Genomic DNA, 23082 nt, shown 5'->3' with positions numbered 1-23082 from the left:
GTCAGTGAGCACCCTTGGGCAGGCCGGCCATCAGGTACCAGCTGATCAAGCCGGCCACGCCGATGAGCATGACGAAGGCGTAGTGGTAGACGTAGCCCGTCTGCAGGCGGACCACGCCCCGGGTGACGTCGACGACCCGCGCCGCGATGCCGTTGGGGCCGAGCCCGTCGATGATCCGGCCGTCGCCCTGCTTCCAGAGGAACAGGCCGAAATCCTTGGCGGGACGCACGAAGATCCGGTCGTAGAGCTCGTCGAAGTACCACTTGTTGAGCAGGAACCGGTACAGCGACGGCTGCTGCGCGGCGAGCGCGCCGGGCAGTTCCGGGCGGCGGATATACATCCAGAAGGCCAGGACGAAGCCGAGAATCAGCATGATCAGCGGCGCATAGGACACCAGCGCCGGGACCTCGTGGATCTCGTGCATGATGTGGTTGTCGGGGCCGTGCGCCAGGGCGTGGCCCCAGAACGCGTCCATGCCGGACCCGATGAAACGGTCGTGGAAGATGATCCCGGCGAACAGCGCCCCGAAGGCGAGGATCGCCAGCGGAATGGTCATCACCAGCGGGCTCTCGTGGGGCGTATGGTCCCCGTGCCCGTGCCCGTGATGGTCGTCCGCGACGAGGTCGCTCTTGTGGGCCGGCTCGATGTCGTGGCCGTGATCGTCGTGGGCCGCACCCTCGGTATGGCCCGGGGCGCCGTCGGCCTCATGGGCCATGGTGGAATGAGCGACCGCCGGGGCGGCGTGGTGGTCATGCGCCGCGTGAACACCCCAGCGGGCCGGACCCTCGAAGGTCATGAAGAACAGGCGCCAGGAATAGAAGGACGTGAAGAAGGCCGCCACCACGGTGCACAGGAAGGCGAGCGTGTGACCCGGCCGGGTCGAGGCGTAGGCCGCCTCGATGATCGCGTCCTTGGAATAGTAGCCCGCCGTGTACGGGAAGCCGATCAGCGCGAGGGAGCCGATCGCCATCATGGCGCAGGTGAACGGGATGTGGGAGCGCAGGCCACCCATGTTCCGCATGTCCTGCTCGTGGTGCATCGCGTGGATGACCGAGCCGGCCCCGAGGAACAGCAGCGCCTTGAAGAAGGCGTGGGTGAACAGGTGGAACACGCCGGCCGAGTAGGCGCCGACGCCGAGCGCCACGAACATGTAGCCGAGCTGCGAGCAGGTCGAGTAGGCGATCACCCGCTTGATGTCGTTCTGCACCAGGCCGATCGTGGCGGCGAAGAAGGCCGTGATCCCGCCGATCACCGTGACGACGATCAGCGCGTTCGGCGCCTCCTCGAACAGCGGCGACAACCGGGCGACCATGAACACGCCGGCGGTCACCATGGTGGCGGCGTGGATCAGCGCCGAGACTGGGGTCGGCCCCTCCATCGCATCCGGCAGCCAGGTGTGCAGCAGGAACTGCGCCGACTTGCCCATGGCGCCCATGAACAGCAGCAGGCAGGCCAGGGTCAGGGCGTTCCAGTCATGGCCGAGCAGGTGGAAGCTCAGGGTCTTGATGGCGTCGACCTTGGAGAAGATCGCGTCGAACGCCACAGAGCCGGTCAGCACGAAGACCAGGAAGATGCCGAGCGAGAAGCCGAAATCGCCGACCCGGTTGACGATGAACGCCTTCATGGCGGCGGCGTTTGCCGAGGGCTTCTCGTACCAGAAGCCGATCAGCAGGTAGGAGGCGAGGCCCACGCCCTCCCAGCCGAAGAACATCTGTACCAGGTTGTCGGCGGTCACCAGCATCAGCATGGCGAAGGTGAACAGCGACAGGTAGGCGAAGAACCGCGGCCGGTGCGGATCCTCGTGCATGTAGCCGACGGAATAGAGGTGGACGAGGGTCGAGACCGTGGTGACGACCACGAGCATCACCCGGGTCAGCGCATCGACCTTGAAGGCCCAATCGACCTGGAGATCGCCGGCCGAGAACCAGGACGCGACCTGCACCCGCTCGGCATGGCCGCCGTCGAGGAACACGCCCCAGGCGATCAGGGCCGTGAAGGCCAGGAACGCCGTGGTGATGTACTCGCAGGCCCGGGCCCCGATGTACCGGCCGAACAGGCCGGCGATCAGGAAGCCGATCAGCGGGAAGAAGACGATCGCGTGATACATCGCTCTCTTGCAGTCCGTCCTCCGGGCCGACCGCTGGGCGGCGTCCGGATTGTCACTCGGGGCCCGTGGAACGCGGGGCCGCGAACTCGGGTCGCGTGAAGAAGGGCGCCCTAGCCCTTCATCATGCTCACGTCCTCGACCGCGATGGTGCCGCGGTTGCGGAAGAAGACCACGAGGATGGCGAGGCCGATCGCCGATTCGGCGGCCGCGACGGTCAGGACGAACAGGGCGAAGACCTGTCCGGTGATGTCGTTCAGCTGCGTCGAGAAGGCGACCAAGTTGATGTTAACCGCGAGCAGGATCAGCTCGATCGACATCAGGATGACGATGACGTTCTTGCGGTTGATGAAGATCCCGAGCACGCCGAGCGTGAACAGGATCGCCGCAACGGTGAGGTAGTGGCTCAGGCCGATCATCGTTCGAGTCCTTCGGCGGGCATCAGACCTCGACACCCTGGCGGGAGGGCACCTTGCGGGTCTCCACCGCCATGCTCTGGGTGCGGGCGTTCTGGACCGAGATGTCCTGGCGCTTGACGCCCGGGCGATCACGGAGCGTCAGCACGATCGCGCCGATCATCGCCACCAGCAGGATCAGGCCCGCAAGCTGGAAGAAGTAGACGTAATCCGTGTAGAGCACCCGGCCGAGAGCCTGGGCGTTGGTGAGGTTCTCCGCCGCCGCGACGTTGCCGAGCGGCGCCTGAACCAGGTTCGGATCGATGGTCCAGGAGCCCACCACCAGGAGCAGCTCCACCAGGAAGATCGCCCCGATCAGGCCACCGATCGGCAGGTATTGCTGGAAGCCCTGGCGCAACTCGGCGAAGTCCACGTCGAGCATCATCACGACGAACAGGAACAACACCGCGACCGCGCCGACATAGACGACGACCAGGATCATCGCCAGGAACTCGGCGCCCATCAGGACGAACAGCCCGGCGGCGTTCACGAAGGCGAGAATCAGGAACAGCACCGAGGCGACGGGATTGCGCGAGGCGATCACCATGAAGCCCGACGCGACCGTGACGCTCGCGAACAGGTAGAAGAAGGCGGCTGCTGCGGTCATGCGCTCGTCGGGATCGGCCGCCGGAGCGGCCCCTTCTGCCTTGCGTGGAAACGGGCCGCAGCGGGCGGCCCGTCTATAGAACCCGGTCGGCGGGGGCACAACAGCGCCCCCGGCATGCGCTCAGCGGTAAGGCGCGTCCATCGCGATGTTGCGCGCGATCTCGCGCTCCCAGCGGTCGCCGTTCAAGAGGAGTTTCTGCTTGTCGTACAGAAGCTCCTCGCGGGTCTCGACCGAGAATTCGAAGTTCGGCCCCTCCACGATGGCGTCCACCGGGCAGGCCTCCTGGCACATGCCGCAATAGATGCATTTCACCATGTCGATGTCGTAACGGGTGGTGCGGCGGGTGCCGTCGTTGCGGCGCGGGCCCGCCTCGATGGTGATCGCCTGGGCCGGGCAGATCGCCTCGCAGAGCTTGCAGGCGATGCAGCGCTCCTCGCCGTTGGGATAGCGGCGCAGGGCATGCTCCCCCCGGAAGCGCGGGCCGCGATGGCCCATCTCGAAGGGATAGTTGATCGTCGCCTTCGGCTTGAAGAAGTAGCGCATGCCGAGGATCATCCCCGACACGAATTCCTTCAGCAGCAGGCTCTTTGCGACCTGATCGAGCTTCATGGCCCGGATCTCCGATTCGGCGGGTGGGCTCAGGCGCCCGGCGCGAGGCCGGTCAGCTTGAGCACGAAGGCGACAACGACGACCGAGACCAGCGAGATCGGCAGAAAAACCTTCCAGCCGAGGCGCATGAGCTGATCGTAGCGGTAGCGCGGCACGATGGATTTCACCATCGCGAACAGGAAGAACAGGAAGCTGGCCTTCAGGATGAACCAGATCACGCCCGGCACCCAGGTGAACGGCGCGAACGGGATCGGCGACAGCCAGCCGCCCAGGAACAGGATGGTCCCGAGCGCGCACATGCTCATGATGGCGACGTACTCGCCGAGCATGAACAGCAGATAGGGCGTCGACGAGTATTCCACCATGTAGCCGGCCACCAGCTCCGACTCGGCCTCCGGCAGGTCGAAGGGCGGGCGGTTGGTCTCGGCGAGCGCCGAGATGAAGAACACCACGAACATCGGGAAGAGCCACAGCCAGTACCAGCCGAACAGGCCGAGGCTGGTGTCCTGCGCCATCACGATGCGCGAGAGGTTCAGCGAGCCGGCGCAGAGCAGCACGCAGATGATCACGAAGCCCAGCGAGACCTCGTAGGAGATCATCTGCGCGGCCGAGCGGAGCGCGCCCAGGAAGGCGTATTTCGAGTTCGAGGCCCAGCCGCCCATGATGACGCCGTAGACGCCCAGGCTGGAGATCGCGAAGATGTAGGTGATGCCGACATTGATGTCGGCGATCGCCCAGCCGTCGGCCAGGGGAATCACCGCCCAGCTCGACAGGGCCAGCATCGCGAAGACCAGCGGCGCCAGCAGGTAGATCGCCTTGTTGGCGCCCGCGGGGATCACCGGCTCCTTCAGCACGAACTTCAGAAGGTCGGCGAAGGATTGCAGCAGCCCGAACGGCCCGACCACGTTGGGACCGCGCCGGAGCTGCACCGCCGCCCAGATCTTACGGTCGGCGAGCAGCGCATAGGCGATGAACACGAGCAGCGCTGAGAGCAGCACGAAGCTCTTCAGCACGATCAGGAGCACGGTCCCGAGGATTTCGAGCGACGTCATCGTGGGGTCCCTACTCTGCCGCCGCGAGCGGCCGCGCTTCGGCGGCGCGCTCGCGGGCGAGGCGCGAGCACTCGGCGAGCACCCGCGAGGCGCGGGCGATCGGGTTGGTGAGGTAGAAGTCGGTCACCGGGGAGGCGAAGGCGGGGCTGCCGGTGGTGCTGCCGAGGCCGGCCAGCCGATCCACGGCCGCCGCCACATCGCCGGTCTCCACGGTGCCGATCGCCGCGAAATGCGGATGGGCGGTGTAGAGGGCCCGGCGGAGCGCAGTGAGCGAATCGAACGGCAGACGCTGGCCCAGCACGTCCGAGAGCGCGCGCAGGATGGCCCAATCCTCGCGGGCATCCCCCGGCGGGAAGCCGGCGCGGTTGCCCATCTGGACCCGGCCTTCCGTGTTCACCCAGGTCGCCGACTTCTCGGTATAGGCTGCGCCCGGCAGGATCACGTCCGCCCGGGAGGCGCCGCGGTCGCCATGGGTGCCCTGGTAGATCACGAAGGCGCCGGGCGCCACGTCGCGCTCGTCGGCACCGAGGTTGAACAGCACGTCCACGCCGCCGGCCGCTAGCATGGCCGGGAAGCCGAGGCCGCCCTCCCCCGGCACGAAGCCGAGATCGAGCGCGCCGACCCGGGCGGCGGCCGTGTGCAGAACGCCGAAGCCGTTCCACTCCGGCGTGACCGCGCCGATCGCCTTGGCGAGGGATGCCGCAGCCGCCAGGATGCCGGGCTCGGCATTGGCGCCGACGATGATGAGCGGCGCCTTCGCGCCCTTGAGGATCTCGAGGAAGCTATGCTCCCCGCGGGCGAGGCCGGCCAGCGATTCCGGGCCGGCGCCGATGTAGTGGCTCGGATAGGTCAGATCGACCGGCTCGCCGATCACCCCGACCGCGAGCGGGCCCATGCGCCAGCGCTTGCGGATGCGGACGTTCAGCAGCGAGGCCTCGGTGCGCGGATTGGCACCGACGATCAGGATCGCATCCGCGGCCTCGATGCCGGGAATCGTCGGGTTGAACAGGTAGGAGGCGCGGCCCAGCGCCGGATCGAGCCCGGTCTCGGCCTGGCGGCAATCGAGATTGGGCGTGCCCAGCGCGCGCATCAGCTCGCGCAGGGCGAAGATCTCCTCGACGCCCGCGAGGTCGCCGACCACGGCGCCGATGCGCTTGGGATCGGTGGCCTTCACCTTGGCGGCGATGGCCTGGAACGCCTCGCCCCAGGAGGCGGGCCGCAGCCGTCCGTTCTCGCGCAGGTACGGCCGGTCGAGGCGCTGCATCCGCAAGCCATCGACATGGTAGCGGGTCTTGTCGGAGATCCACTCCTCGTTGATCTCCTCGCTGACCCGCGGCTCGATCTGCATCACCTCGCGGCCGCGGGTGTCGACGCGGATCGAGGAGCCGACCGCGTCCATCACGTCGACCGATTCGGTCTTGTTCAGCTCCCAGGGGCGTATATTGTAGCTCTGCGGCCGGTGCACCAGGGCACCCACCGGGCACAGGTCGGCGACGTTGCCCTGGAGCTCCGAGGCCATCGACTGCTCGAGGTAGCTCGTGATCTCCATGTCCTCGCCGCGGCCGATGGCGCCGAGGTCGGGCACGCCTGCCACCTCCGCCAGGAAGCGCACGCAGCGGGTGCAGTGGATGCAGCGGTTCATCGCGGTCCGCACCAGCGGGCCGATATGCTTCTCCTCGACCGCGCGCTTGTTCTCTTGGTAGCGGGTCGAATCGACCCCGTAGGCCATCGCCTGGTCCTGCAGGTCGCAATGGCCGCCCTGGTCGCAGATCGGGCAATCGAGCGGGTGGTTGATGAGGAGGAACTCCATCACCCCTTCCCGGGCCTTCTTGGTCAGGCCGGAGCGGGTCAGCACCTCCGGCGGCTCGCCGTTCGGGCCCGGACGGCAATCCTTCACCGCGTAGGCGCAGCTCGCCACCGGCTTGGGCGCGCCCTTCAGCTCCACCAGGCACATCCGGCAATTGCCGGCGATCGACAGGCGCTCGTGGAAGCAGAAGCGCGGGATCTCGGCCCCCGCGGCCTCGCAGGCCTGGAGCAGGGTGTATTCGGCCGGAACCTCGACCTCGGTGCCGTCGACGAGGATTTTTGTCATCGGTGCCATCTCAGTGCGGGGCGTCGGCTAGATCGAGGCGTCGCTCGATGCGCTCGATGCGAAGCTCGACCCGGTCGATCCGCCGGTGAACGCCGGCCAGGTTTTCTTCGACCGCGGCCATCCGGCCCTTCAACTCACGGACATCGTCGCTGAGCCGATCGACCTTCTCGTCGATGCGACGCAGGTACACGAGCATCAGGTTGTCAGGCTGGCTCGTCATGGCCTCACTCCGCGGCCATCGGGATCGGGTCGGAATGGGGGTTGGCGGTGTAGCGGTCGATCCGCTTCTCGATCTCGGGGCGGAAGTGCTTGATCAGGCCCTGGATCGGCCAGGCCGCCGCGTCGCCGAGCGCGCAGATCGTGTGACCCTCGATCTGCTTGGTGACCTCGAACAGCATGTCGATCTCGCGCTTCTGCGCCCGGCCCTCGGTCATGCGCTGCATCACCCGCCACATCCAGCCGGTGCCCTCGCGGCAGGGCGTGCACTGGCCGCACGACTCATGCTTGTAGAAGTACGAAATGCGGGTGATCGCCGCGACGATGTCGGTGGACCGGTCGAGCACGATCACCGCCGCCGTGCCGAGGCCGGAGCCGAGGCCGCGCAGGGTGTCGAAATCCATCTTGGCGTCGATGATCTGGTCGGCCGGCACCAGCGGCACCGACGAGCCGCCCGGGATCGAGCAGAGCAGGTTGTCCCAGCCGCCGCGCATGCCGCCGCAATGCCGGTCCACCAACTCGCGGAAGGTGATGCCCAGCTCCGCCTCGACGTTGCACGGCCTGTTGACGTGCCCCGACACGCAGAACAGCTTGGTGCCGGTGTTGTTCTTGCCGCCGAGCCCGGCGAACCAGGCGCCGCCCCGGCGCAGGATCGTGCCGGCCACCGCGATCGACTCGACGTTGTTGACCGTCGTCGGGCAGCCGTAGAGGCCCATATTGGCCGGGAATGGCGGCTTGAGCCGCGGCATCCCCTTCTTGCCCTCGAGGCTCTCGATCAGCGCCGTCTCTTCGCCGCAGATATAGGCGCCGGCGCCGTGGTGGACGTAGATGTCGAAGGGAAAGTCGTGCACGTTCGACTGGCCGACGAGACGCGCCTCGTAGGCCTCGTCCACGGCCTTCTGGAGCGCGTGCTTCTCGGCCACGTATTCGCCGCGGATGTAGATGTAGCAGGCATGCGCGCCCATGGCGAAGCAGGCCAGCATGCAGCCCTCGATCAGGAGATGCGGGTCGTGCCGCATGATCTCCCGGTCCTTGCAGGTGCCCGGCTCCGACTCGTCGGCATTGACCACGAGATAGTGCGGGCGCCCGTCCGACTTCTTGGGCATGAACGACCACTTGAGGCCGGTGGGGAAGCCCGCGCCGCCGCGTCCGCGCAGGCCCGACGCCTTCATCTCCTCGATGATCCAGTCGCGGCCCTGCTCCAGGAGGAACTTGGTCCCGTCCCAGGCGCCACGCTGCTTGGCAGCCTCCAGGCCCGGCGAATGCAGGCCGTAGAGGTTGGTGAAGATGCGATCCTGATCCGACAGCATGTCAGGTCCTCACTGAGCCGGCGCCGATAGAGCCTTGGCCTGACCGACCCAGTCCTCCCGGTCGATGCGACCTGGGACCGCGAGGTAGGTGCCGACCCAGGTTATCTCGTCGCGGGTCCAGGCGGCGATCTGGTCGAAATGGTGGATGCCGAGGCCGTTGAGGCGCTGGCTGGTGTCGGGATCGATGCCCCGGATCCGGGTGAGATCGTCCGGCCGGCCGGCGCGGGCCGCGTCGAGGCTGGGCGGACGGGTGCCGACGGCGTTCGCCTTCTGCTCCGGGGTCGCGTCCTGCGGCAGCGCAGCGAGCGCCCCGGCGACGCGGGCTTCCTCGGCTTCCGCCGCGACCTCACCCGCGCTGGCGCCGGAGGCTTCCGGCTGCTGCGGGACCGTATCGCGCTGGGGCGTCTCCTGATTCCCCTGCTCGCCCGCGGCCGGCTCGCCCTCGGCGATGCGCTTGGCCGGTGAGTCGAGCACGTCCGCGTCGCCCGGGCGGGCGGCGCCGTGCTTGGCGGTGGAGCGGCCGCGCTCGGCCGCGCCGGCGCGATCTTCGGGCTTCACCGGCGTCTCGCCCTCGGCCGCACGCTGGGCCGGGGCGTCGCTGACCGTGCGCTCAACCGGTCGCCCGGCATCGGGCTTGGCCGGCTTCGGATTGACGGCGGCCTGCTGCTCGCTGGAGGCCGCCTCGCCGGTCTTGGCAGCCTGCTCCTCGGGCTTGGCCGTGTCCTCGAAGCGCTTGCGCCAAGCCCCGATCCGCGATCCGTCGAACAGGGTCTGGTCGGTGAGCGTGTCGGGGCCGCCCTGCGGCTCCGAGGCCTGGCGGCCGATCTGCGAGCCGACCTTGACCGGCCGGCCTGCCGCCAGGTCGTCCATCAGCGTGCCGAGGGATTCCGGGGTCAGGTCCTCGTAATAATCCTGGTTGATCTGCACCATCGGGGCGTTGCAGCAGGCGCCCAGGCACTCGACCTCGAGCCAGGAGAAGTTGCCGTCGGCCGAGACATGACCGGGGGGGCCGAGGCGCGCCTCGAGCATCTCCTTCAGGCCCCGGGCGCCGCAGGAATCGCACGGCACCGTGCCGCAGACCTGGATCCAGAAGCGGCCCACCGGCTCCAGGGCGAACATGGTGTAGAAGGTCGCCACCTCCAGCACGCGGATGTTGGGCATGCCGAGCTCGGCCGCCACCGCCTCGATGGCCGCCCGCGGCAGCCAGCCGCCGTTCTGCTCCTGCGCCTTCCAGAGCAGCGAGATCACCGCGGAGGCCTGGCGGCCCTCCGGGTACTTGGCGATCTGGGTCTTGGCCCAGGCAGCGTTCTCGGGGGAGAACGCGAAGCTTTCGGGCTGCTCAGAGGCCGGCGCGAGTCTGCGGTTTGCCATCCTGCTAACGCCTTACCGATCCACTTCGCCGAACACGATGTCGAGGGTGCCAAGCACACAGGACACGTCGGCCAGAAGGTGCCCCCGGCACATCCAATCCATCGCCTGAAGATGCGCGAAGCCCGGCGCGCGGATCTTGCAGCGATACGGCTTGTTGGTGCCGTCGGACACGAGATAGACGCCGAACTCGCCCTTGGGCGCCTCCACGGCGGCGTAGACCTCGCCCTCCGGTACGTGGAAGCCCTCGGTGTAGAGCTTGAAGTGGTGGATCAGCGCTTCCATCGAGCGCTTCATCTCGCGGCGCGGCGGCGGCGCGAACTTGCCGTCGATGGCGGCGATCGGGCCCTGCCCGGCCGGCTCGCGCAGCTTGGCGCAGCACTGCTTCATGATCTTGGCCGATTCCCGCATCTCCTCCATGCGGATCACCTGCCGGTCGTAGGTGTCGCCGTTCCGGCCCACCGGCACGTCGAAGTCCATCTCCTCGTAACACTCGTAGGGCTGCGCCTTGCGCAGGTCCCACGGGATGCCCGAGCCGCGCAGCATGACGCCGGAGAAGCCCCACTCCATGCACTCGTCCACCGACACGATGCCGATGTCGACGTTGCGCTGCTTGAAGATGCGGTTGGCCATCACGAGGTCGTCGAGATCCTGCACAACCTGCAGGAACGGGTCGCAGAACGCCTCGATATCGTCGATCAGCTTGGGCGGCAGGTCCTGGTGGACGCCGCCGGGCCGGAAGTAGTTGGCGTGCAGCCGGGCGCCCGAGGCACGCTCGTAGAAGATCATTAGCTTCTCGCGCTCCTCGAAGCCCCAGAGCGGGGGCGTGAGGGCGCCGACATCCATCGCCTGCGTGGTGACGTTGAGCAGGTGCGACAGCAGGCGGCCGATCTCGCAGAACAGCACGCGGATCAGCTGCGCGCGGCGCGGCACCTCAATGCCCGCGAGCTTCTCGATCGCCAGGCAGAAGGCGTGCTCCTGGTTCATCGGCGACACGTAGTCGAGCCGGTCGAAATAGGGCGTCGCCTGGAGGTAGGTCTTGTGCTCGATCAGCTTCTCGGTGCCGCGGTGCAGCAGGCCGATATGCGGATCGACCCGCTCGACCACCTCGCCGTCCAGCTCCAGCACGAGGCGCAGCACGCCGTGCGCCGCCGGGTGCTGCGGGCCGAAATTGATCGCGAAATTGCGGATGTTGTGTTCTGTCACTGACAGTCTCCGCGGTTCAGGCCGACGTCTTCTTCTCGTCTCCGGGCAGCACGTATTCGGTGCCTTCCCACGGAGACAGGAAGTCGAAGTTGCGGAATTCTTGGGTGAGCTGGACCGGCTCGTAGACGACCCGGGCCTCGTCCTGGTCGTACCGGACCTCGACGAAGCCGGTGAGCGGGAAGTCCTTGCGCAGGGGATGCCCCTCGAACCCGTAATCGGTGAGCAGCCGGCGCAGGTCCGGATGCCCCGAGAACAGGATACCGTAGAGGTCGTAGGTCTCGCGCTCGTACCAGTTGGCGGCCGGGAACACCTCGATCGCCGAGGGGACTGGGGTCACCTCGTCGGTCTGCACCTTCACCCGGATGCGCGCGTTGTGGCGCAGCGAGAGCAGGTGGTAGACCACGTCGAAGCGCTGCGCGCGCTGAGGGTAGTCCGCGCCGCAGATGTCGATGAAGCTGCGGAACGCGCAGGCCGGGTCGTCGCGCAGGTAGGTCAGCGCGTAGATGATGTCGGAGGCCTGGACCACCAGGGTCAGCTCGCCGAACGCGATGGCGTGCGACACCACCGCCGGGCCGAGCGCGCCGGTAACCCGCTCGGCCAGCGTCGTGAGGGCGGCCGGGCCGCTCTCGGGCTGGGTGTGCGACAGGATCGAGATGCCGTTGGTCATGGCCGCTCCTCAGCGCTCGATCGTGCCGGTCCGGCGGATCTTCTTCTGGAGAAGCAGCACGCCGTAGAGCAGCGCCTCGGCGGTGGGTGGGCAGCCGGGCACGTAGATGTCCACCGGCACCACCCGGTCGCAGCCGCGCACCACCGAATAGGAATAGTGATAGTAGCCGCCGCCGTTGGCGCAGGAGCCCATCGAGATCACGTAGCGCGGCTCCGGCATCTGGTCGTAGACCTTGCGCAGGGCCGGAGCCATCTTGTTGGTCAGCGTGCCGGCGACGATCATCACGTCCGACTGGCGCGGCGAGCCACGGGGCGCGAAGCCGAAGCGCTCGCAATCGTAGCGCGGCATCGACATCTGCATCATCTCGACCGCGCAGCAGGCGAGCCCGAAGGTCATCCACATCAGCGAGCCGGTGCGGGCCCAGTTGATCAGCTCGTCCGTAGTGGTGAGCAGGAAGCCCCGGTCGGCCAGTTCGTCGCTGATCGACAGGAAGGTCGGATCGTCCGCGCCGATCGGCCGGCCGGTGTTGGGATCGATGATCCCTTTGGGCTGGGGCGCGACCGCGGGGGCGCGGGACAGGCTGTGGGTCGTGTCGGTGATCAGGGCCATCGGCGACTCGGAATGCGGTGCGGGCAGGCTGCTGTTGCGAATCAATCCCATTCGAGGGCGCCCTTGCGCCACTCATAGACGAAACCGACCGTCAGCACGCCCAGGAAGACGATCATCGACCAGAAGCCGAACCAGCCAAGGTCTCCGAAGGTGATCGCCCACGGGAATAGGAACGCGACCTCGAGATCGAAGATGATGAACAGGATCGCCACGAGGTAGAACCGCACGTCGAACTTCATGCGGGCATCGTCGAATGCGTTGAAGCCGCACTCGTAGGCCGAGAGCTTCTCCGGATCCGGGCTCTTGAAGGCGACCAGGAAGGGCACGACGAGCAACGCCGTGGCGATGAACAGAGCCACGCCGATGAACACGATGAGCGGAAGGTAATCCGCCAACAATCCGGTCATGCCAGGGCCTCGCGAGAGCGTCTCGATCGACGTGGGAAACCGCGGTGCGCCGCCGAACCGGATTCGCCCGTGGAATTGTTCTTATGCCAGGATGCGCGCGGCCGGAGGCTTAGTCGAGCCGCCGACCCCTGACAATGGCTTGCCGCGTCGCACAAAGTGCAGGTCTTGTCTTGTGTAGGGATGTGGGCCTGCGCGGCGGCCCTGCAACACGACGCATGCGCGCAGCCCCTTTGGCCGGGCGCGGCGCAAAACCATCACGGACACGCTTGACAGCCCCCCGCCTGGCCCATAAACCCCGCCCCGTCGCCGGGCGAAACGCCCTCTTCGAAGCGCATCCATCGGCTTTCGAAGCGACCACGCCGTGCGGGCGTAGCTCAGTTGGTTAGAGTGCCGGCCTGTCACGCCGGAGGTCGCGGGTTCGAGCCCCGTCGCCCGCGCCACTTCCATAAGTTTCTTAAAATCAAAATTTGGATTTGCCCTCCGGCTATGTCGGGGGCGTTCCATCGAGTTCGCGATGTTATGGCGTTGAAGCCTGACACGGAAAACTACGATGATGCGTTGCGCCGTGCAGGCAGCGGGATGACGGTAAGAAGGCGGCCGTAAAGATCGTCTTCGATGAGCCAGATGGAGCGAATCCAGGGCTCTCGGCCATCGACACCTTTGATTGGGCCTTCGCAGACGATGCGCCTCGACCCAACCGCGTCGAAAATCATCTGCACGTCCGGGGCGGACACATAATGGTCTACCAAGGCGTCTGCCATAATGTTCGGTTGACCTGCTCTGAATCCGAAGCGCAGCAAAAACTTTGCTTTTGAGCCGCCTTTCGGGTGCATAGGATTCAGCAAGTAACCGACGATCTTCTCGCCCTGGATGCGCAACCCCAGGAGTGTCGGCAGGCCTAAGCGACTCACGGCGTATGGCGACCAGTGCGTCTCAGATCGACTGGTAGCACCGTCGCGAGGGCACCCGCTGGCTCCGGGAATTCGACGAAAAAGGCTTCGCCGCCCTTCCAGACGCCGACGATGGTGCCTTCGGTGCCGGCCGGAATCGGATCGCCGTCATCGGTTACGACCGGTGCCAGCACGACCACGTCGTCGAGATCCCGAAACGTGGCCCCGGGATCCTCTTTCCGCAGCAGGTATGAGAAGTCGACCGACATTTCCTGAGATTGGCGCTTGCGATGAGCGTGCGCAAGTCGATGGTCACCGCACGGCTGACCGGAGCCTCAAACCGAAGGCCAGCGACCGGCCCCCCGCGCCCGCCGGCGCTCATCGCGCCGGCCGATCAGCAAGTCGGTGGCGTCGCGGGGCCCCGGCGTGGCCGCGTCGGCGACGTCCTGCGGGGTCAGCCCGATATCCTTCAACTCCCGCTCGGACAGGGTCGAGAGCCGGTGCAGGACGCGCCGGTTCATCGCCGCGCGCGACAACTCCGCCCGCACCTCCGCGGCGGCCTCGGCGATGGCCTGGACGGACCGGGCGAGCCAGGACGGCCTGCCTGGGGCATGGGCGGTCTCGGTGAGGCACTGGTCCATGATTCGATCCTCCGTCTGTCCGGAACCCGGCGGTTGTGACCGCACGGGACTGGCGGCGACAGGAACAGTTCGGTACGATTTCGATGAATTGTCCGGTGGAAAAGGCAGTACGGATGCAGGTCTCGAGCAAGCCGGCCGGGACGCGGGTGGAGATTGTGGCCGGCGAGATCCGCGAGCGGATCGCGGCGCGCCACCTCGTGCCGGGGGTCCGGATCCCATCGGTGCGGGCCTTCGCTGAATCCATGGGTGTGTCGAAATCGACCGTGGTGGAGGCCTATGACCGGCTGGCCGCCGAGGGCACCCTGGTGGCGCGGCCGGGCTCGGGCTTCTACGTCGCCGGCAAGACCCGGCCGCTCTCGCTCCAGGCGATGGGCCCCCGGCTCGACCGGATCGTCGACCCGCTGTGGATCACCCGCCAGGCGCAGCAGGCCGGCGCGGACCAGCTCAAGCCCGGGGCCGGCTGGCTGCCCGATTCCTGGATGCCGCACGAGGCGATTCGGCGGGGCCTGCGCCGGGTGGCGCGGGCGGATCTCGCCGAGATGACCAATTACGACCGGCCGCTGGGCTACGAGCCCCTGCGGATCCAGATCGCCCGCAAGATCGCCGAGAAGGGCGTGGGCGCCGAGCCGGACCAGATCGTGCTCGTCGAATCCGCCACCCAGGCCCTCGACCTCGTCTGCCGGTTCTTGCTCCAGCCGGGCGACACCGTGCTGGTGGACGATCCCTGCTACTTCAACTTCCTGGCGCTGCTGCGTGCACACCGGGTGTCGGTGGTCGGCGTGCCGCTTACCCCGGAGGGCCCGGACCTGCAGGCTCTCGGGACCCTGCTCGAACGGCACCGGCCGCGCTTCTACCTGACCAACGCGGCGCTCCAGAACCCGACCGGCGCGAGCCTCGCCCCGGCCATCGCCCATCGGCTGCTGAAGCTGTGCGAGGCGCACGACACCCTGATCGTCGAAGACGAGATCTTTGGCGACCTCGAACCGGAGCCGGCCCCGCGGCTCGCCGGGTTCGACGGGCTGGAGCGGGTGATCCAGATCGGCAGCTTCTCAAAAACCCTGTCGGCGGCGGCGCGCTGCGGCTGGATCGCGCTCCGGGGCGACTGGGTCGAGCCGCTGGTCGATCTGAAGCTCGCGCTCAGCCTCGGCAACGGCCACGTCACGGCGGCTTTGGTGCACAGCCTGATCACCGAAGGCTGCTACCGCCGGCACCTCGCCGAGACCAAGCGGCGGCTCGCCGGCGCCATGGTCCAGGCCTCGGCCGAGCTCGGCGCCTGCGGCCTGAAACCCTGGGCGCAGCCCCGGGGCGGCTTCTTCCTGTGGATGCGCCTGCCGGACGGGCGCGACGGCGCCGAGGTGGCGCGCCGCGCCCTGGCGCAGGGCATGGTGCTGGCCCCGGGCACGGCGTTCAGCCTCTCCGACGACTGGAACGGCTACATGCGCTTCAACGTCGCCCACTGCACCGACCCGCGCATCCGGCCGATCCTGCGCGCGGCGCTGGCTTGATCGCTGCGGGCCCCGTCCGTGCGAGCGCGTCAACCCGGCCCGGCGCCACCCTTGGCCGTGAGGGGGGGATGGATCAACACCCGATCCGCTTGAGCTTAGATTTGCTGCCTTCGACCGTTTATAGACATTGGGAAGGTCCGCTCAGGGGATCATAAGGTGCAAAGACCTACGATTGCGTGAGGTAAGGCGCCGCCTTCTGCTTCCGGGCGAATGACCGGCCGAGCAGGCATAATCCAGCAGCAACTGGTTTCTTGCAGCCCGTCCACTTCCCGCCGGCGGTCGACGGAACGGGCGAACGTTTATGGCCCCAGATCTCGCTTCATCCTGCGTGATCAGGGTCCCCAACCGTGCTCGGCACCTCACCCTTCCGCATTCATTCGCGGCGACGTTCTTGGATCGCTACCAGCGATAGCGCAGTGTCGCGAGGATCGTCTGCCTGTTTCCGTAGAAGCAGCCGGTCGCAGCAATGCACGTCGTGACGTAAGTCTTGTCGAAGAGGTTCGTCGCGTTGAGCGCAAGATCGACGCCCTTCAGCACGGGATAGCGATACCCAAAATCGTAGCGGACAGCCGCGTCGACCAGCATGACCGCAGGTGTTCGGTAGAGGTTGGCGGTGTCGCCGACCGAGACGCCGATGTAGCGCACGCCCGCGCCCAGGCCGAGGCCGGCCCATTCCCCCGTTCGGATCGTGTAGTCGAGCCAGACCGAGGCCTGATGGCGTGGAACGAAGGGCAGTTCGTTCCCGACGATGCTGACACCGGCCGCGTTGGCGTTGGCCTTGGTGAACCTGCTGGTCATCGCAGCGTAGGAGGCGACGATGTCGAGGCTGTCGGTGAGGCTGGCCTTCGCCTCCAGTTCCAGCCCGCGGACCCTTGCCTCGCCGGCTTGGCTGTTGAACCGGAAGTTGAGGGCGTCCGGCGTCAGCACGTTCTGCTGCGTGAGATCGAACACCGCACCGGTCAGCAAGAGGTTCGTACCTGTCGGCTGGGCCTTGATGCCGCCCTCGATCTGGTCACCGGTGGTCGGCGCGAAGGGTGCGCCGAAGCGGTTGGTGCCGGAGGTCGGCTGGAACGACGTCGCGTAGCTCACGTATGGGGACAAGCCACCGTCGAAAAGATAGTTGAGGCCGACACGGCCGGTGAAGGCGGCATCGTCCTGTTTCACCTGCGCCAGCGCGCCGGTCGACACCGTTCGGGTACGGGTGATGGCGTCGACCCAGTCCTGACGTCCGCTGAGGGTGAGACCGAAGCCGCCGAAGCGGATCTCGTCTTGCACGTACAGGCCGGTCTGATTGCGCCCTTGGGTGGTCCGCGTGCCGAGCGGCGGCCGGGTGACGGTCCCGGCATAGACCGGGGCGAAGATGTCGACCGAGGGGACGCCCCTCAGGTCCGACTCGTCATAGCGTGCATCCTCACGCAGATAATCGGCGCCGAACAAAAGCGTATGGGCGAAAGGTCCCGTGAGGAAGCGTGCCTCCGCCTGACTGTCGACGTTAAAGAGGTTCGAGCGTTCCGGGAACGCCCAAGCGTAGCGGGACAGCGTCCGTCCGTCGGCCGCAAGCCCGCTCGCCTGGACGCGCTGCGTGTCGGCTTCGACATGCGCAAACCGCAGGTTCTGGCGCAGTGTCCAGATCTCATCGAACCGATGCTCGAACGCGTAGCCGATGAAGCTTTGGTCGAGCTTGAACCGATCGTAGTTCGGCTCGCCGATGAAGCGGTTCGTCGAGATGCGTCCGCGCGGGTTCGTGTACAATGTGCCGAGGGTCGGGAGGCCTTGCGGCGCACCGCCACCGGGCGAGTCGATGTGCAGGTACTGCGACAGGATCGTGAAGGACGTGTCCGCATCCGGTCGGAACGTGACGCTCGGTGCGAGGAAGACCCGGTCTTCCTCCAGGTAATCCAGCTGGGTTCCGGTGGTGCGGGTGAGCCCGGTGAGCCGGTAGAGGACGCGGCCTTCCGGATCGACGGGGCCGGACAGGTCGAAGGCGGCCTGAGCACGTCCGAAGCTGCCGGTCTGGAGCTGGATCTCGTGCAGCGGCACCGCGCTCGGACGCTTGCTGACGAGGTTGAGTAAGCCGCCTGGCGAGTTCTGCCCGTAAAGTCCCGACGCAGGGCCCTTCAGCAGTTCGATGCGCTCCAGGCCGTACGTCTCGACGAGTGGCTGCGAGTAGCCCCGTGCGCCATAAGGAAGGCGCAGGCCATCCAGGTAGCGTCCGGGCACGAAACCGCGGACGTAGAGCCAGTCGTAGCGCAGGTCCGTGCCGTACTGCGTGAGCACGCCCGGGGTGTAGAGCAAAGCCTGGCGCACGGTCTGCGCTTGCCGATCCTCGATCTCCTTCCGGCCGACCACGTTGATGGCCTGCGGCGTTTCCAGGATCGGCGTGCCGGTCTTCGTCGCCGTCGCGCTGCGTCTGGCGACGTAGCCATTGACCGGCCCAAGAGCCGTGTCGGTGGTCACCTCCAAGGCATCGAGGGTCACGCTGCCGTCTTGAGGGCCGGCGACGTCGGCCTGGGCCACGAGACCGACGATGGTGGCCGCGCGCCTGGCCGTGAAGTGCGGCACCAAGCCGGTGCCCGCAAGCAGCTGCCGCAAGGCTCCCATCCGGTCGTACCGTCCGGAGAGTGGCGTCGAGCGCAGGCGGCGGCTGGCGTTGCTGTCGTAGATCAGCTGCACGCCGCTGACGGCGCCATAGGATGCCAGAGCCTCGTCAAGGGGCTGCTCGGCAATCGCGAAGTCGAGGGCCTCGTCCAGATCCGGATTGGGCGATGTCACGCGGACGATCCGCGCCTCGACCCTCGCCCCGGTCAGGTCAGCGGGGGCGATGGCTGCCGCAGTCTGCGTCGGCAGGGTCAACACGAGCGCCGCGACCCCACTCAATCCGGTCACCATCCGAAAGCCGTCTCCCGTCCGGTGCCGCCCGCATCCTCGCGCCATCGTCGTACCCCGCGTCATCCTGCGGCTTGTCACCGCTGTCCGACGGGTCGTGATCGCCCGTCTGACTCCTCAGACGCGCGCCGGGTGGCGAGCCCGCAAAAAAACTGCGTATCCTTTCTCGGCCCGACGCGACCGTGCGGCGCTCAGCGCAGGACGACGAGGCGGTCGCCGAACCTGACCTCCGATAGGGCGAGGGCGGTGCGGATGCTGCCGAGAGCCTCCTCCGGTCGCGCGAGGTGGAACACGCCCGTCACCCGCCGGGCGGCCGTAGCCGAACTGGCGACGACGATCCGTCCCGGCCGGTATCGATTGAGATCGTCCACGACCTGCGACAGGGGCGTATCACGGAAGACAAGCAGGCCCCGCCTCCAGGCAGCCGTGGTGGCGACGTCGATGGCGTGGGGACCGCGCGCATCCGGTCCGATCCCGACCTCCTGACCGGCCACGAGGCGCGTCGCAGCAACGCCCGGTGCGGGAACGACAGTGACTTGCCCGGCCAGGCAGGCCATGTCGGCATCCTGGCCGCCGACCCAGCCGGACAGGCCTCCGCGAGGCCTGCACCGAACGACGACCTCCGCCGGCTCACTCGGCTCAGTGACGAGGCGCGCCTCGCCCACGACCACGGTGAGGGCAGCGCGGGTGGCCGGAACGGTGACGGCCACCGAGCCCGCATGCAGAACGATGTCCTGCCGCATGTCCTTGCGGTGAGCGTCCAGGGCCGTCTCGGCATCCAGCTCGATGCGGATGCCGCCCGGCAGGGTCACCGTCCGAATCTCTCCGGTTCCCGTCCGGTATGCAGCCCGCAGGGTCGGCCACCGCAACGCAAGCGTCGCGCCCGCGGCTGCGATGGAGGCCGACGCGATCCCGCCGGCGGCCACTCGGCCGAGCATGCGCCGCCGGGTCATCCCGCGGGGCGCCTCCCGGGCAAATGCCGGCCCGGACGTGACCGCGAGGGCGTCGCCCGTCCGCCGCCAGAGCCCGGCGGCAGCCCGGAATGCGGCGTCGTTCGCGGGCAGGGAGCGCCAGGCGGCGAGGGCCTCGGCGTCATCCTGCGTCGCCGTTCCGGAGGTCAGGTGGACAACCCAGGCGTGCGCCTGCTGCCGGACGCTGCGATCGTCGCCGTTCGTGGTCCTGTCCGGTTGGTTCGGCTCGCTCATTCTTCTCTCGCCGGTCGGCGGATCCGTTTCGCGCCATCGCACGGAAAGAGCATCCTGCAGCAAGACGTTTCGATGTGCCGCATCCCGCAATCAATCCAGGATCCGGCTTGTTCGGAGACGGTCCGCACAATGATCGAGCGCCATCCTGACCTCGGCCTCCACCGTTCGGAGTGATACGCCGAGGCGCGCCGCGATGGAGGCGTGGCTCAAGCCTTCGATCCGGCTGAGGCGGAAGGCCTCGGCGCGCCGGGGCGGGAGTTCGCGCAGGGCCGCACCGAGCCTCTGCAGGTCGAGGCGGCCCTGTGCCTGCCGGTCCGGGCCCGGTCCCTCGTCGGCGACAGCCAGAAGATCGTCGATCTCGACGGGCATGAGCAACCGGGACTGGCGCATCTGCGCTCTGTTGTGATCCACGGCCAGGTTCGCCGCGATCTGGAACAGAAAGGCGCGTTCGTTGTGAAAGATGGTCCGTTCCTGCTCGGACCGCGCCACCCGGATGAAGGCCTCGTGCATGAGGTCGGTCGCTTCGTGCCGGCCGACCTTTCGGCTCAGAAACCGCAGCAAGGCCTCGCAATGGCTGCGATAGAGGCTCGCCAATCGGCTCGCAGGCCCATCATGGGCGGGATCGACGGCAGGCATGGACCTTTGCCTGTGAGAGACGGCTGGGGTGGCTTGGCTATGCCTCGGCGTATCGCGACGATGGACCGTAAATCAAGAGCATGAAAGTCACGCTCAAGATGCGGGGCTCTAGTTTTTAATTTTTCTATTTAATACTTTTGGTTGAGTTCTATAAATACTCTAGCACACAGGAGATATTATTCGATGGGGTGATGCTTTCTCCTGCGCAAGTGCGCCGATAGACTTCTTGCCGGTAGGCTTAGGAGAGAACCGCCCGAGAACTGGGTAAAGGCGTGAATGTCCGGTTGCAGCCGTGGCGATAAGGGCCGTTTTCCACCCTCCTGAGACATCACCGGGGCCAGGCGGATCGTGTTCAGACCCTGGGTCACATCCCCTGCTCGTGATGACGACGCGCGGCGCAGCGGACAGGCGCCATCGACCCGCCGCCGGCCTCAAGCCGGCAAGGTCAGCTCCGCCTCCAGCCCGCCCAGCTCCGAGCGCCCGAGGGTGAGGCCGCCGCCGTAGAGCTCGGCGAGTTCGAGGGTGATCGGCAGCCCGAAGCCGTGGCCCGGCACGCCCTCGTCGAGGCGGCGCCCGCGGGCCATGACCGCTTCGGCGGCCGCGCCGTCGAGGCCCGGCCCGTCATCCTCGACCCGCACCACGATGCCGCCCGCCCGGCTTGCGGCCGTGACCCGCACGCGGGTGCGGCACCAGCGGCAGGCATTGTCGACCAGATTGCCGAGCATCTCGTCGAGATCCTGGCCCTCGCAGGGGACCGACAGGTCGTCGGGCACGGCGAGATCGATCGCCACGCCCTTCTCGGCGTACAGGCGCACCAGCGCGTCGTGCAGGTCCGAGACCCGGGGGGCCAGTTGTGTCCGTCCCCGGGCCGAGCCGGCGAGCGCCGCCGCCCGGGCCCGGCGCAGATGGTGGCGGACCCGCCGGTCCATGTCGTCCACCTGCAGGCGCAGCGCCCCGTCGGGGTCGCGGGCGGGATCGGCCAGGGCCATGGACAGGGTCGCCAGCGGGGTCTTGAGGGCGTGGGCGAGGTTGGCGACGTGGCCGCGGGCGCGCTCCAGGTTCTGCGCGTTCTGGTCGAGCAGCGCGTTGAGCTCGGTGACCAGCGGCTTGATCTCGGCGGGCTGCGCCTCCGGCACCCGCTCCCGGCGCCCGGCGCGGACGGCGGCGAGGTCGGCCCGGAGGTGCCGCAAAGGTGCCAGGCCGAGGCGGACCTGCAGCGCCAGACCGGCGATCAGGCAGAGGCCGAGGATCCCGAGGGCCAGCGCGAGGCTGGTCAGGGCCTCGCGCAGGGGGCCGTAGAGAGCCGCCTGGGGGGCCGCCGCGACGATCGTGGCGGGGGGCGTGCCCGGCACGGTGAGGACGCGCAGGATCAGCCGCTCCCCCCGTGGCCCGGTGCCGTCCGCCGGGTGCGGGTGGCCGGGATCGTCGTCGGGACCCGGCGCGGTGACGGTGATGTGGCCGCCCCGCAGGGAGTCCGAGACGAAAGTCTCTGACCCGCGGCGCACCTCCCAGGCCCAGCCGGGCCCGTCCCGGTCGAAGGGCGGCGCGTCGCGATTCTGGGACAGCAGCCCCGCCTCCAGCCCGGCCCGCAGCGCGACGATCTGGGCGTCGAGATGCCCCTCGATCTGCCCGCGGACGAAGCGGTGCAGGATCACCCCGATGGCGAGCCCGGCGACCACGAGCGCGGCCAGCACCAGCACCGCGGCGGCGGCCAGCAGGCGGGTCCGTAGGGAGCGGTGCGGTGGCGGGGGCTTCTTTGTCGGCGGCATCAGGCCGGATCCGCGTGCAGGCGGTAGCCGTGGCCGCGCACGCTCTCGATCCGGGCCGGGGCGATCTTCCGGCGCAGGCGGGTGATGATCACCTCCACGGAGTTCGAATCGACATCCGCGTCGCCCTCGTAGACCCGCTCGATCAGGTGCGGGCGCGGCACCACCGCGTCGCGGTTGAGCATCAGGCAGGACAGGACCCGCCATTCGAGGCCGGTGAGCTTGAGCGGCAGGCCCTCGTGCTCGAAGGCCCCGAGGCCGGTGTCGAAGCTCAAGGGGCCGCAGGCGATCCGGCTGGCGCCGCCGCCCTGCGAGCGGCGCACCAGGGCGCGCAGGCGGATCACCAGCTCCTCCACCCGGACCGGCTTGACCAGGTAATCGTCCGCCCCCGCCTTGAAGGCCGCGACCTTATCGCTCCAGCCGTCCCGAGCGGTGAGCACCAGCACCGGCAGGGTCCGCCCGGCCGCCCGCCAGGCGCGCAGCACCGAGACGCCGTCGCCCTTCGGCAGGCCGAGATCGAGCACCACCGCGTCGTAGCCCTCGGTCTCGCCGAGATGCTGCGCGTCCTCGCCGGTGGCGGCCCGGTCGAGGACGAAGTTCTCCGCGCGCAGGACCTTGGCCAATTCGGTGGCCAGGGCCGTGTCGTCCTCCACCAGCAGGATTTTCAAAGGTTCGCCCTCTCGTACCTCGGCCTGCCGGAAATCATGCCGCTGCGGCAAGTTAGGGCCGCCTTCTCACGCCGCCCATCAATCCGGCGTCCCGGATCGGCCGGCGCCGCCAAGTGTCTGATCGCCCGCGCGTCTCGGCCATAGGCGGGCGGGTTTAACCGGGGCTGAACCGGGCGGTTCAGA

General features: G+C 68.0%; 22 protein-coding genes and 1 tRNA gene. 2 read left to right on the top strand and 21 right to left on the bottom strand.

The window, feature by feature from the left end; genetic code table 11:
- Position 1: 1 nt before the first annotated feature.
- From nuoL to MKK65_RS28235, 13 genes are all read right to left on the bottom strand, one after another.
- Complete coding sequence (nuoL, locus tag MKK65_RS28295) at positions 2-2107, bottom strand: NADH-quinone oxidoreductase subunit L (protein WP_243961487.1); 2106 nt, start codon at positions 2105-2107, stop codon at positions 2-4.
- A 110-nt stretch (positions 2108-2217) separates the two neighbouring features.
- Positions 2218-2523 (bottom strand): NADH-quinone oxidoreductase subunit NuoK, encoded by a 306-nt coding sequence (gene nuoK, locus MKK65_RS28290; RefSeq protein ID WP_058192287.1) that lies wholly within the window; start codon positions 2521-2523, stop codon positions 2218-2220.
- A 22-nt stretch (positions 2524-2545) separates the two neighbouring features.
- Positions 2546-3166 (bottom strand): NADH-quinone oxidoreductase subunit J, encoded by a 621-nt coding sequence (locus MKK65_RS28285; protein WP_243961485.1) that lies wholly within the window; start codon positions 3164-3166, stop codon positions 2546-2548.
- A 120-nt stretch (positions 3167-3286) separates the two neighbouring features.
- A complete protein-coding gene (gene nuoI / locus MKK65_RS28280; protein WP_007560744.1) occupies positions 3287-3775 on the bottom strand; it encodes an NADH-quinone oxidoreductase subunit NuoI in 489 nt (162 codons plus the stop codon).
- A 29-nt stretch (positions 3776-3804) separates the two neighbouring features.
- The gene (gene nuoH, locus MKK65_RS28275; RefSeq protein WP_243961483.1) at positions 3805-4827 is read right to left on the bottom strand and encodes an NADH-quinone oxidoreductase subunit NuoH; all 1023 of its coding nucleotides are present in this window, start codon (positions 4825-4827) and stop codon (positions 3805-3807) included.
- Between the two features lie 10 nt (positions 4828-4837).
- Positions 4838-6919, bottom strand: coding sequence for an NADH-quinone oxidoreductase subunit NuoG (nuoG, locus tag MKK65_RS28270; protein ID WP_243961482.1), 2082 nt, complete (start codon positions 6917-6919; stop codon positions 4838-4840).
- 10 nt (positions 6920-6929) lie between these two features.
- Positions 6930-7139 (bottom strand): hypothetical protein, encoded by a 210-nt coding sequence (locus tag MKK65_RS28265; RefSeq protein WP_012319031.1) that lies wholly within the window; start codon positions 7137-7139, stop codon positions 6930-6932.
- Positions 7140-7143: 4 nt separating this feature from the next.
- Complete coding sequence (gene nuoF, locus MKK65_RS28260; protein WP_243961480.1) at positions 7144-8445, bottom strand: NADH-quinone oxidoreductase subunit NuoF; 1302 nt, start codon at positions 8443-8445, stop codon at positions 7144-7146.
- 9 nt (positions 8446-8454) lie between these two features.
- The gene (nuoE, locus tag MKK65_RS28255; RefSeq protein WP_243961479.1) at positions 8455-9816 is read right to left on the bottom strand and encodes an NADH-quinone oxidoreductase subunit NuoE; all 1362 of its coding nucleotides are present in this window, start codon (positions 9814-9816) and stop codon (positions 8455-8457) included.
- Between the two features lie 12 nt (positions 9817-9828).
- Positions 9829-11019, bottom strand: a complete 1191-nt coding sequence (locus MKK65_RS28250; protein ID WP_243961478.1) for an NADH-quinone oxidoreductase subunit D — start codon at positions 11017-11019, stop codon at positions 9829-9831.
- 16 nt (positions 11020-11035) lie between these two features.
- Positions 11036-11686, bottom strand: a complete 651-nt coding sequence (locus MKK65_RS28245) for an NADH-quinone oxidoreductase subunit C (protein ID WP_243961477.1) — start codon at positions 11684-11686, stop codon at positions 11036-11038.
- 9 nt (positions 11687-11695) lie between these two features.
- Entirely contained in the window at positions 11696-12295 is a 600-nt protein-coding gene (locus MKK65_RS28240; RefSeq protein WP_007560753.1) for a NuoB/complex I 20 kDa subunit family protein, read from the bottom strand.
- Between the two features lie 41 nt (positions 12296-12336).
- Positions 12337-12702 carry an NADH-quinone oxidoreductase subunit A gene (locus MKK65_RS28235; RefSeq protein ID WP_007560754.1) on the bottom strand — a complete coding sequence of 122 codons (366 nt, stop codon included), beginning with the start codon at positions 12700-12702 and terminating at the stop codon, positions 12337-12339.
- A 363-nt stretch (positions 12703-13065) separates the two neighbouring features.
- On the opposite strand from MKK65_RS28235, the gene MKK65_RS28230 reads away from it, so the two are divergent.
- A tRNA-Asp gene (locus tag MKK65_RS28230) sits at positions 13066-13142 on the top strand.
- Between the two features lie 105 nt (positions 13143-13247).
- On the opposite strand, the gene MKK65_RS28225 is transcribed toward MKK65_RS28230, so the two are convergent.
- The 3 genes from MKK65_RS28225 to MKK65_RS28215 form a co-directional block, all read right to left on the bottom strand.
- Positions 13248-13580 (bottom strand): DUF6883 domain-containing protein, encoded by a 333-nt coding sequence (locus tag MKK65_RS28225; protein WP_243961476.1) that lies wholly within the window; start codon positions 13578-13580, stop codon positions 13248-13250.
- A 29-nt stretch (positions 13581-13609) separates the two neighbouring features.
- A complete protein-coding gene (locus MKK65_RS28220; RefSeq protein WP_243961475.1) occupies positions 13610-13861 on the bottom strand; it encodes a DUF4926 domain-containing protein in 252 nt (83 codons plus the stop codon).
- A gap of 66 nt (positions 13862-13927) precedes the next feature.
- Complete coding sequence (locus MKK65_RS28215; RefSeq protein WP_243961474.1) at positions 13928-14233, bottom strand: DUF1127 domain-containing protein; 306 nt, start codon at positions 14231-14233, stop codon at positions 13928-13930.
- A 113-nt stretch (positions 14234-14346) separates the two neighbouring features.
- Here MKK65_RS28215 and MKK65_RS28210 point away from each other — a divergent pair, with 113 nt between their 5' ends.
- The gene (locus tag MKK65_RS28210) at positions 14347-15738 is read left to right on the top strand and encodes a PLP-dependent aminotransferase family protein (protein WP_243961473.1); all 1392 of its coding nucleotides are present in this window, start codon (positions 14347-14349) and stop codon (positions 15736-15738) included.
- Positions 15739-16137: 399 nt separating this feature from the next.
- On the opposite strand, the gene MKK65_RS28205 is transcribed toward MKK65_RS28210, so the two are convergent.
- The 5 genes from MKK65_RS28205 to MKK65_RS28185 all read right to left on the bottom strand — a co-directional run bounded on the left by MKK65_RS28205 (position 16138) and on the right by MKK65_RS28185 (position 22899).
- The gene (locus tag MKK65_RS28205) at positions 16138-18627 is read right to left on the bottom strand and encodes a TonB-dependent siderophore receptor (RefSeq protein ID WP_243961471.1); all 2490 of its coding nucleotides are present in this window, start codon (positions 18625-18627) and stop codon (positions 16138-16140) included.
- Positions 18628-18815: 188 nt separating this feature from the next.
- Positions 18816-19829 (bottom strand): FecR family protein, encoded by a 1014-nt coding sequence (locus tag MKK65_RS28200; RefSeq protein ID WP_243961469.1) that lies wholly within the window; start codon positions 19827-19829, stop codon positions 18816-18818.
- 90 nt (positions 19830-19919) lie between these two features.
- A complete protein-coding gene (locus tag MKK65_RS28195; RefSeq protein WP_243961467.1) occupies positions 19920-20465 on the bottom strand; it encodes an RNA polymerase sigma factor in 546 nt (181 codons plus the stop codon).
- A gap of 431 nt (positions 20466-20896) precedes the next feature.
- On the bottom strand, positions 20897-22234 hold the full coding sequence (locus MKK65_RS28190; protein WP_243961465.1) for a sensor histidine kinase: 1338 nt from the start codon (positions 22232-22234) through the stop codon (positions 20897-20899).
- On the bottom strand, positions 22234-22899 hold the full coding sequence (locus MKK65_RS28185; protein WP_243961463.1) for a response regulator transcription factor: 666 nt from the start codon (positions 22897-22899) through the stop codon (positions 22234-22236). Before MKK65_RS28185 ends, MKK65_RS28190 begins: the two co-directional genes overlap by 1 nt.
- Positions 22900-23082 lie beyond the last annotated feature (183 nt).

Source organism: Methylobacterium sp. J-001 (genome assembly GCF_022829565.1).
Lineage (GTDB): Bacteria > Pseudomonadota > Alphaproteobacteria > Rhizobiales > Beijerinckiaceae > Methylobacterium.
Note: the sequence above shows the minus strand (reverse complement) of the source record. Positions and strands in the feature narration are given on the sequence as shown.

Excerpts from the sequence above, each read along its gene's own strand:
- nuoG (WP_243961482.1), bottom strand. The coding sequence starts at position 6,919 with ATGACAAAAATCCTCGTCGACGGCACCGAGGTCGAGGTTCCGGCCGAA.
- nuoK (WP_058192287.1), bottom strand. The coding sequence starts at position 2,523 with ATGATCGGCCTGAGCCACTACCTCACCGTTGCGGCGATCCTGTTCACG.
- nuoE (WP_243961479.1), bottom strand. The coding sequence starts at position 9,816 with ATGGCAAACCGCAGACTCGCGCCGGCCTCTGAGCAGCCCGAAAGCTTC.
- MKK65_RS28235 (WP_007560754.1), bottom strand. The coding sequence starts at position 12,702 with ATGACCGGATTGTTGGCGGATTACCTTCCGCTCATCGTGTTCATCGGC.
- MKK65_RS28195 (WP_243961467.1), bottom strand. The coding sequence starts at position 20,465 with ATGCCTGCCGTCGATCCCGCCCATGATGGGCCTGCGAGCCGATTGGCG.
- MKK65_RS28190 (WP_243961465.1), bottom strand. The coding sequence starts at position 22,234 with ATGCCGCCGACAAAGAAGCCCCCGCCACCGCACCGCTCCCTACGGACC.
- MKK65_RS28220 (WP_243961475.1), bottom strand. The coding sequence starts at position 13,861 with ATGTCGGTCGACTTCTCATACCTGCTGCGGAAAGAGGATCCCGGGGCC.
- nuoH (WP_243961483.1), bottom strand. The coding sequence starts at position 4,827 with ATGACGTCGCTCGAAATCCTCGGGACCGTGCTCCTGATCGTGCTGAAG.
- MKK65_RS28205 (WP_243961471.1), bottom strand. The coding sequence starts at position 18,627 with ATGGTGACCGGATTGAGTGGGGTCGCGGCGCTCGTGTTGACCCTGCCG.
- MKK65_RS28240 (WP_007560753.1), bottom strand. The coding sequence starts at position 12,295 with ATGGCCCTGATCACCGACACGACCCACAGCCTGTCCCGCGCCCCCGCG.
- nuoF (WP_243961480.1), bottom strand. The coding sequence starts at position 8,445 with ATGCTGTCGGATCAGGATCGCATCTTCACCAACCTCTACGGCCTGCAT.
- MKK65_RS28265 (WP_012319031.1), bottom strand. The coding sequence starts at position 7,139 with ATGACGAGCCAGCCTGACAACCTGATGCTCGTGTACCTGCGTCGCATC.
- MKK65_RS28210 (WP_243961473.1), top strand. The coding sequence starts at position 14,347 with ATGCAGGTCTCGAGCAAGCCGGCCGGGACGCGGGTGGAGATTGTGGCC.
- nuoL (WP_243961487.1), bottom strand. The coding sequence starts at position 2,107 with ATGTATCACGCGATCGTCTTCTTCCCGCTGATCGGCTTCCTGATCGCC.
- MKK65_RS28200 (WP_243961469.1), bottom strand. The coding sequence starts at position 19,829 with ATGAGCGAGCCGAACCAACCGGACAGGACCACGAACGGCGACGATCGC.
- MKK65_RS28215 (WP_243961474.1), bottom strand. The coding sequence starts at position 14,233 with ATGGACCAGTGCCTCACCGAGACCGCCCATGCCCCAGGCAGGCCGTCC.
- nuoI (WP_007560744.1), bottom strand. The coding sequence starts at position 3,775 with ATGAAGCTCGATCAGGTCGCAAAGAGCCTGCTGCTGAAGGAATTCGTG.
- MKK65_RS28285 (WP_243961485.1), bottom strand. The coding sequence starts at position 3,166 with ATGACCGCAGCAGCCGCCTTCTTCTACCTGTTCGCGAGCGTCACGGTC.
- MKK65_RS28245 (WP_243961477.1), bottom strand. The coding sequence starts at position 11,686 with ATGACCAACGGCATCTCGATCCTGTCGCACACCCAGCCCGAGAGCGGC.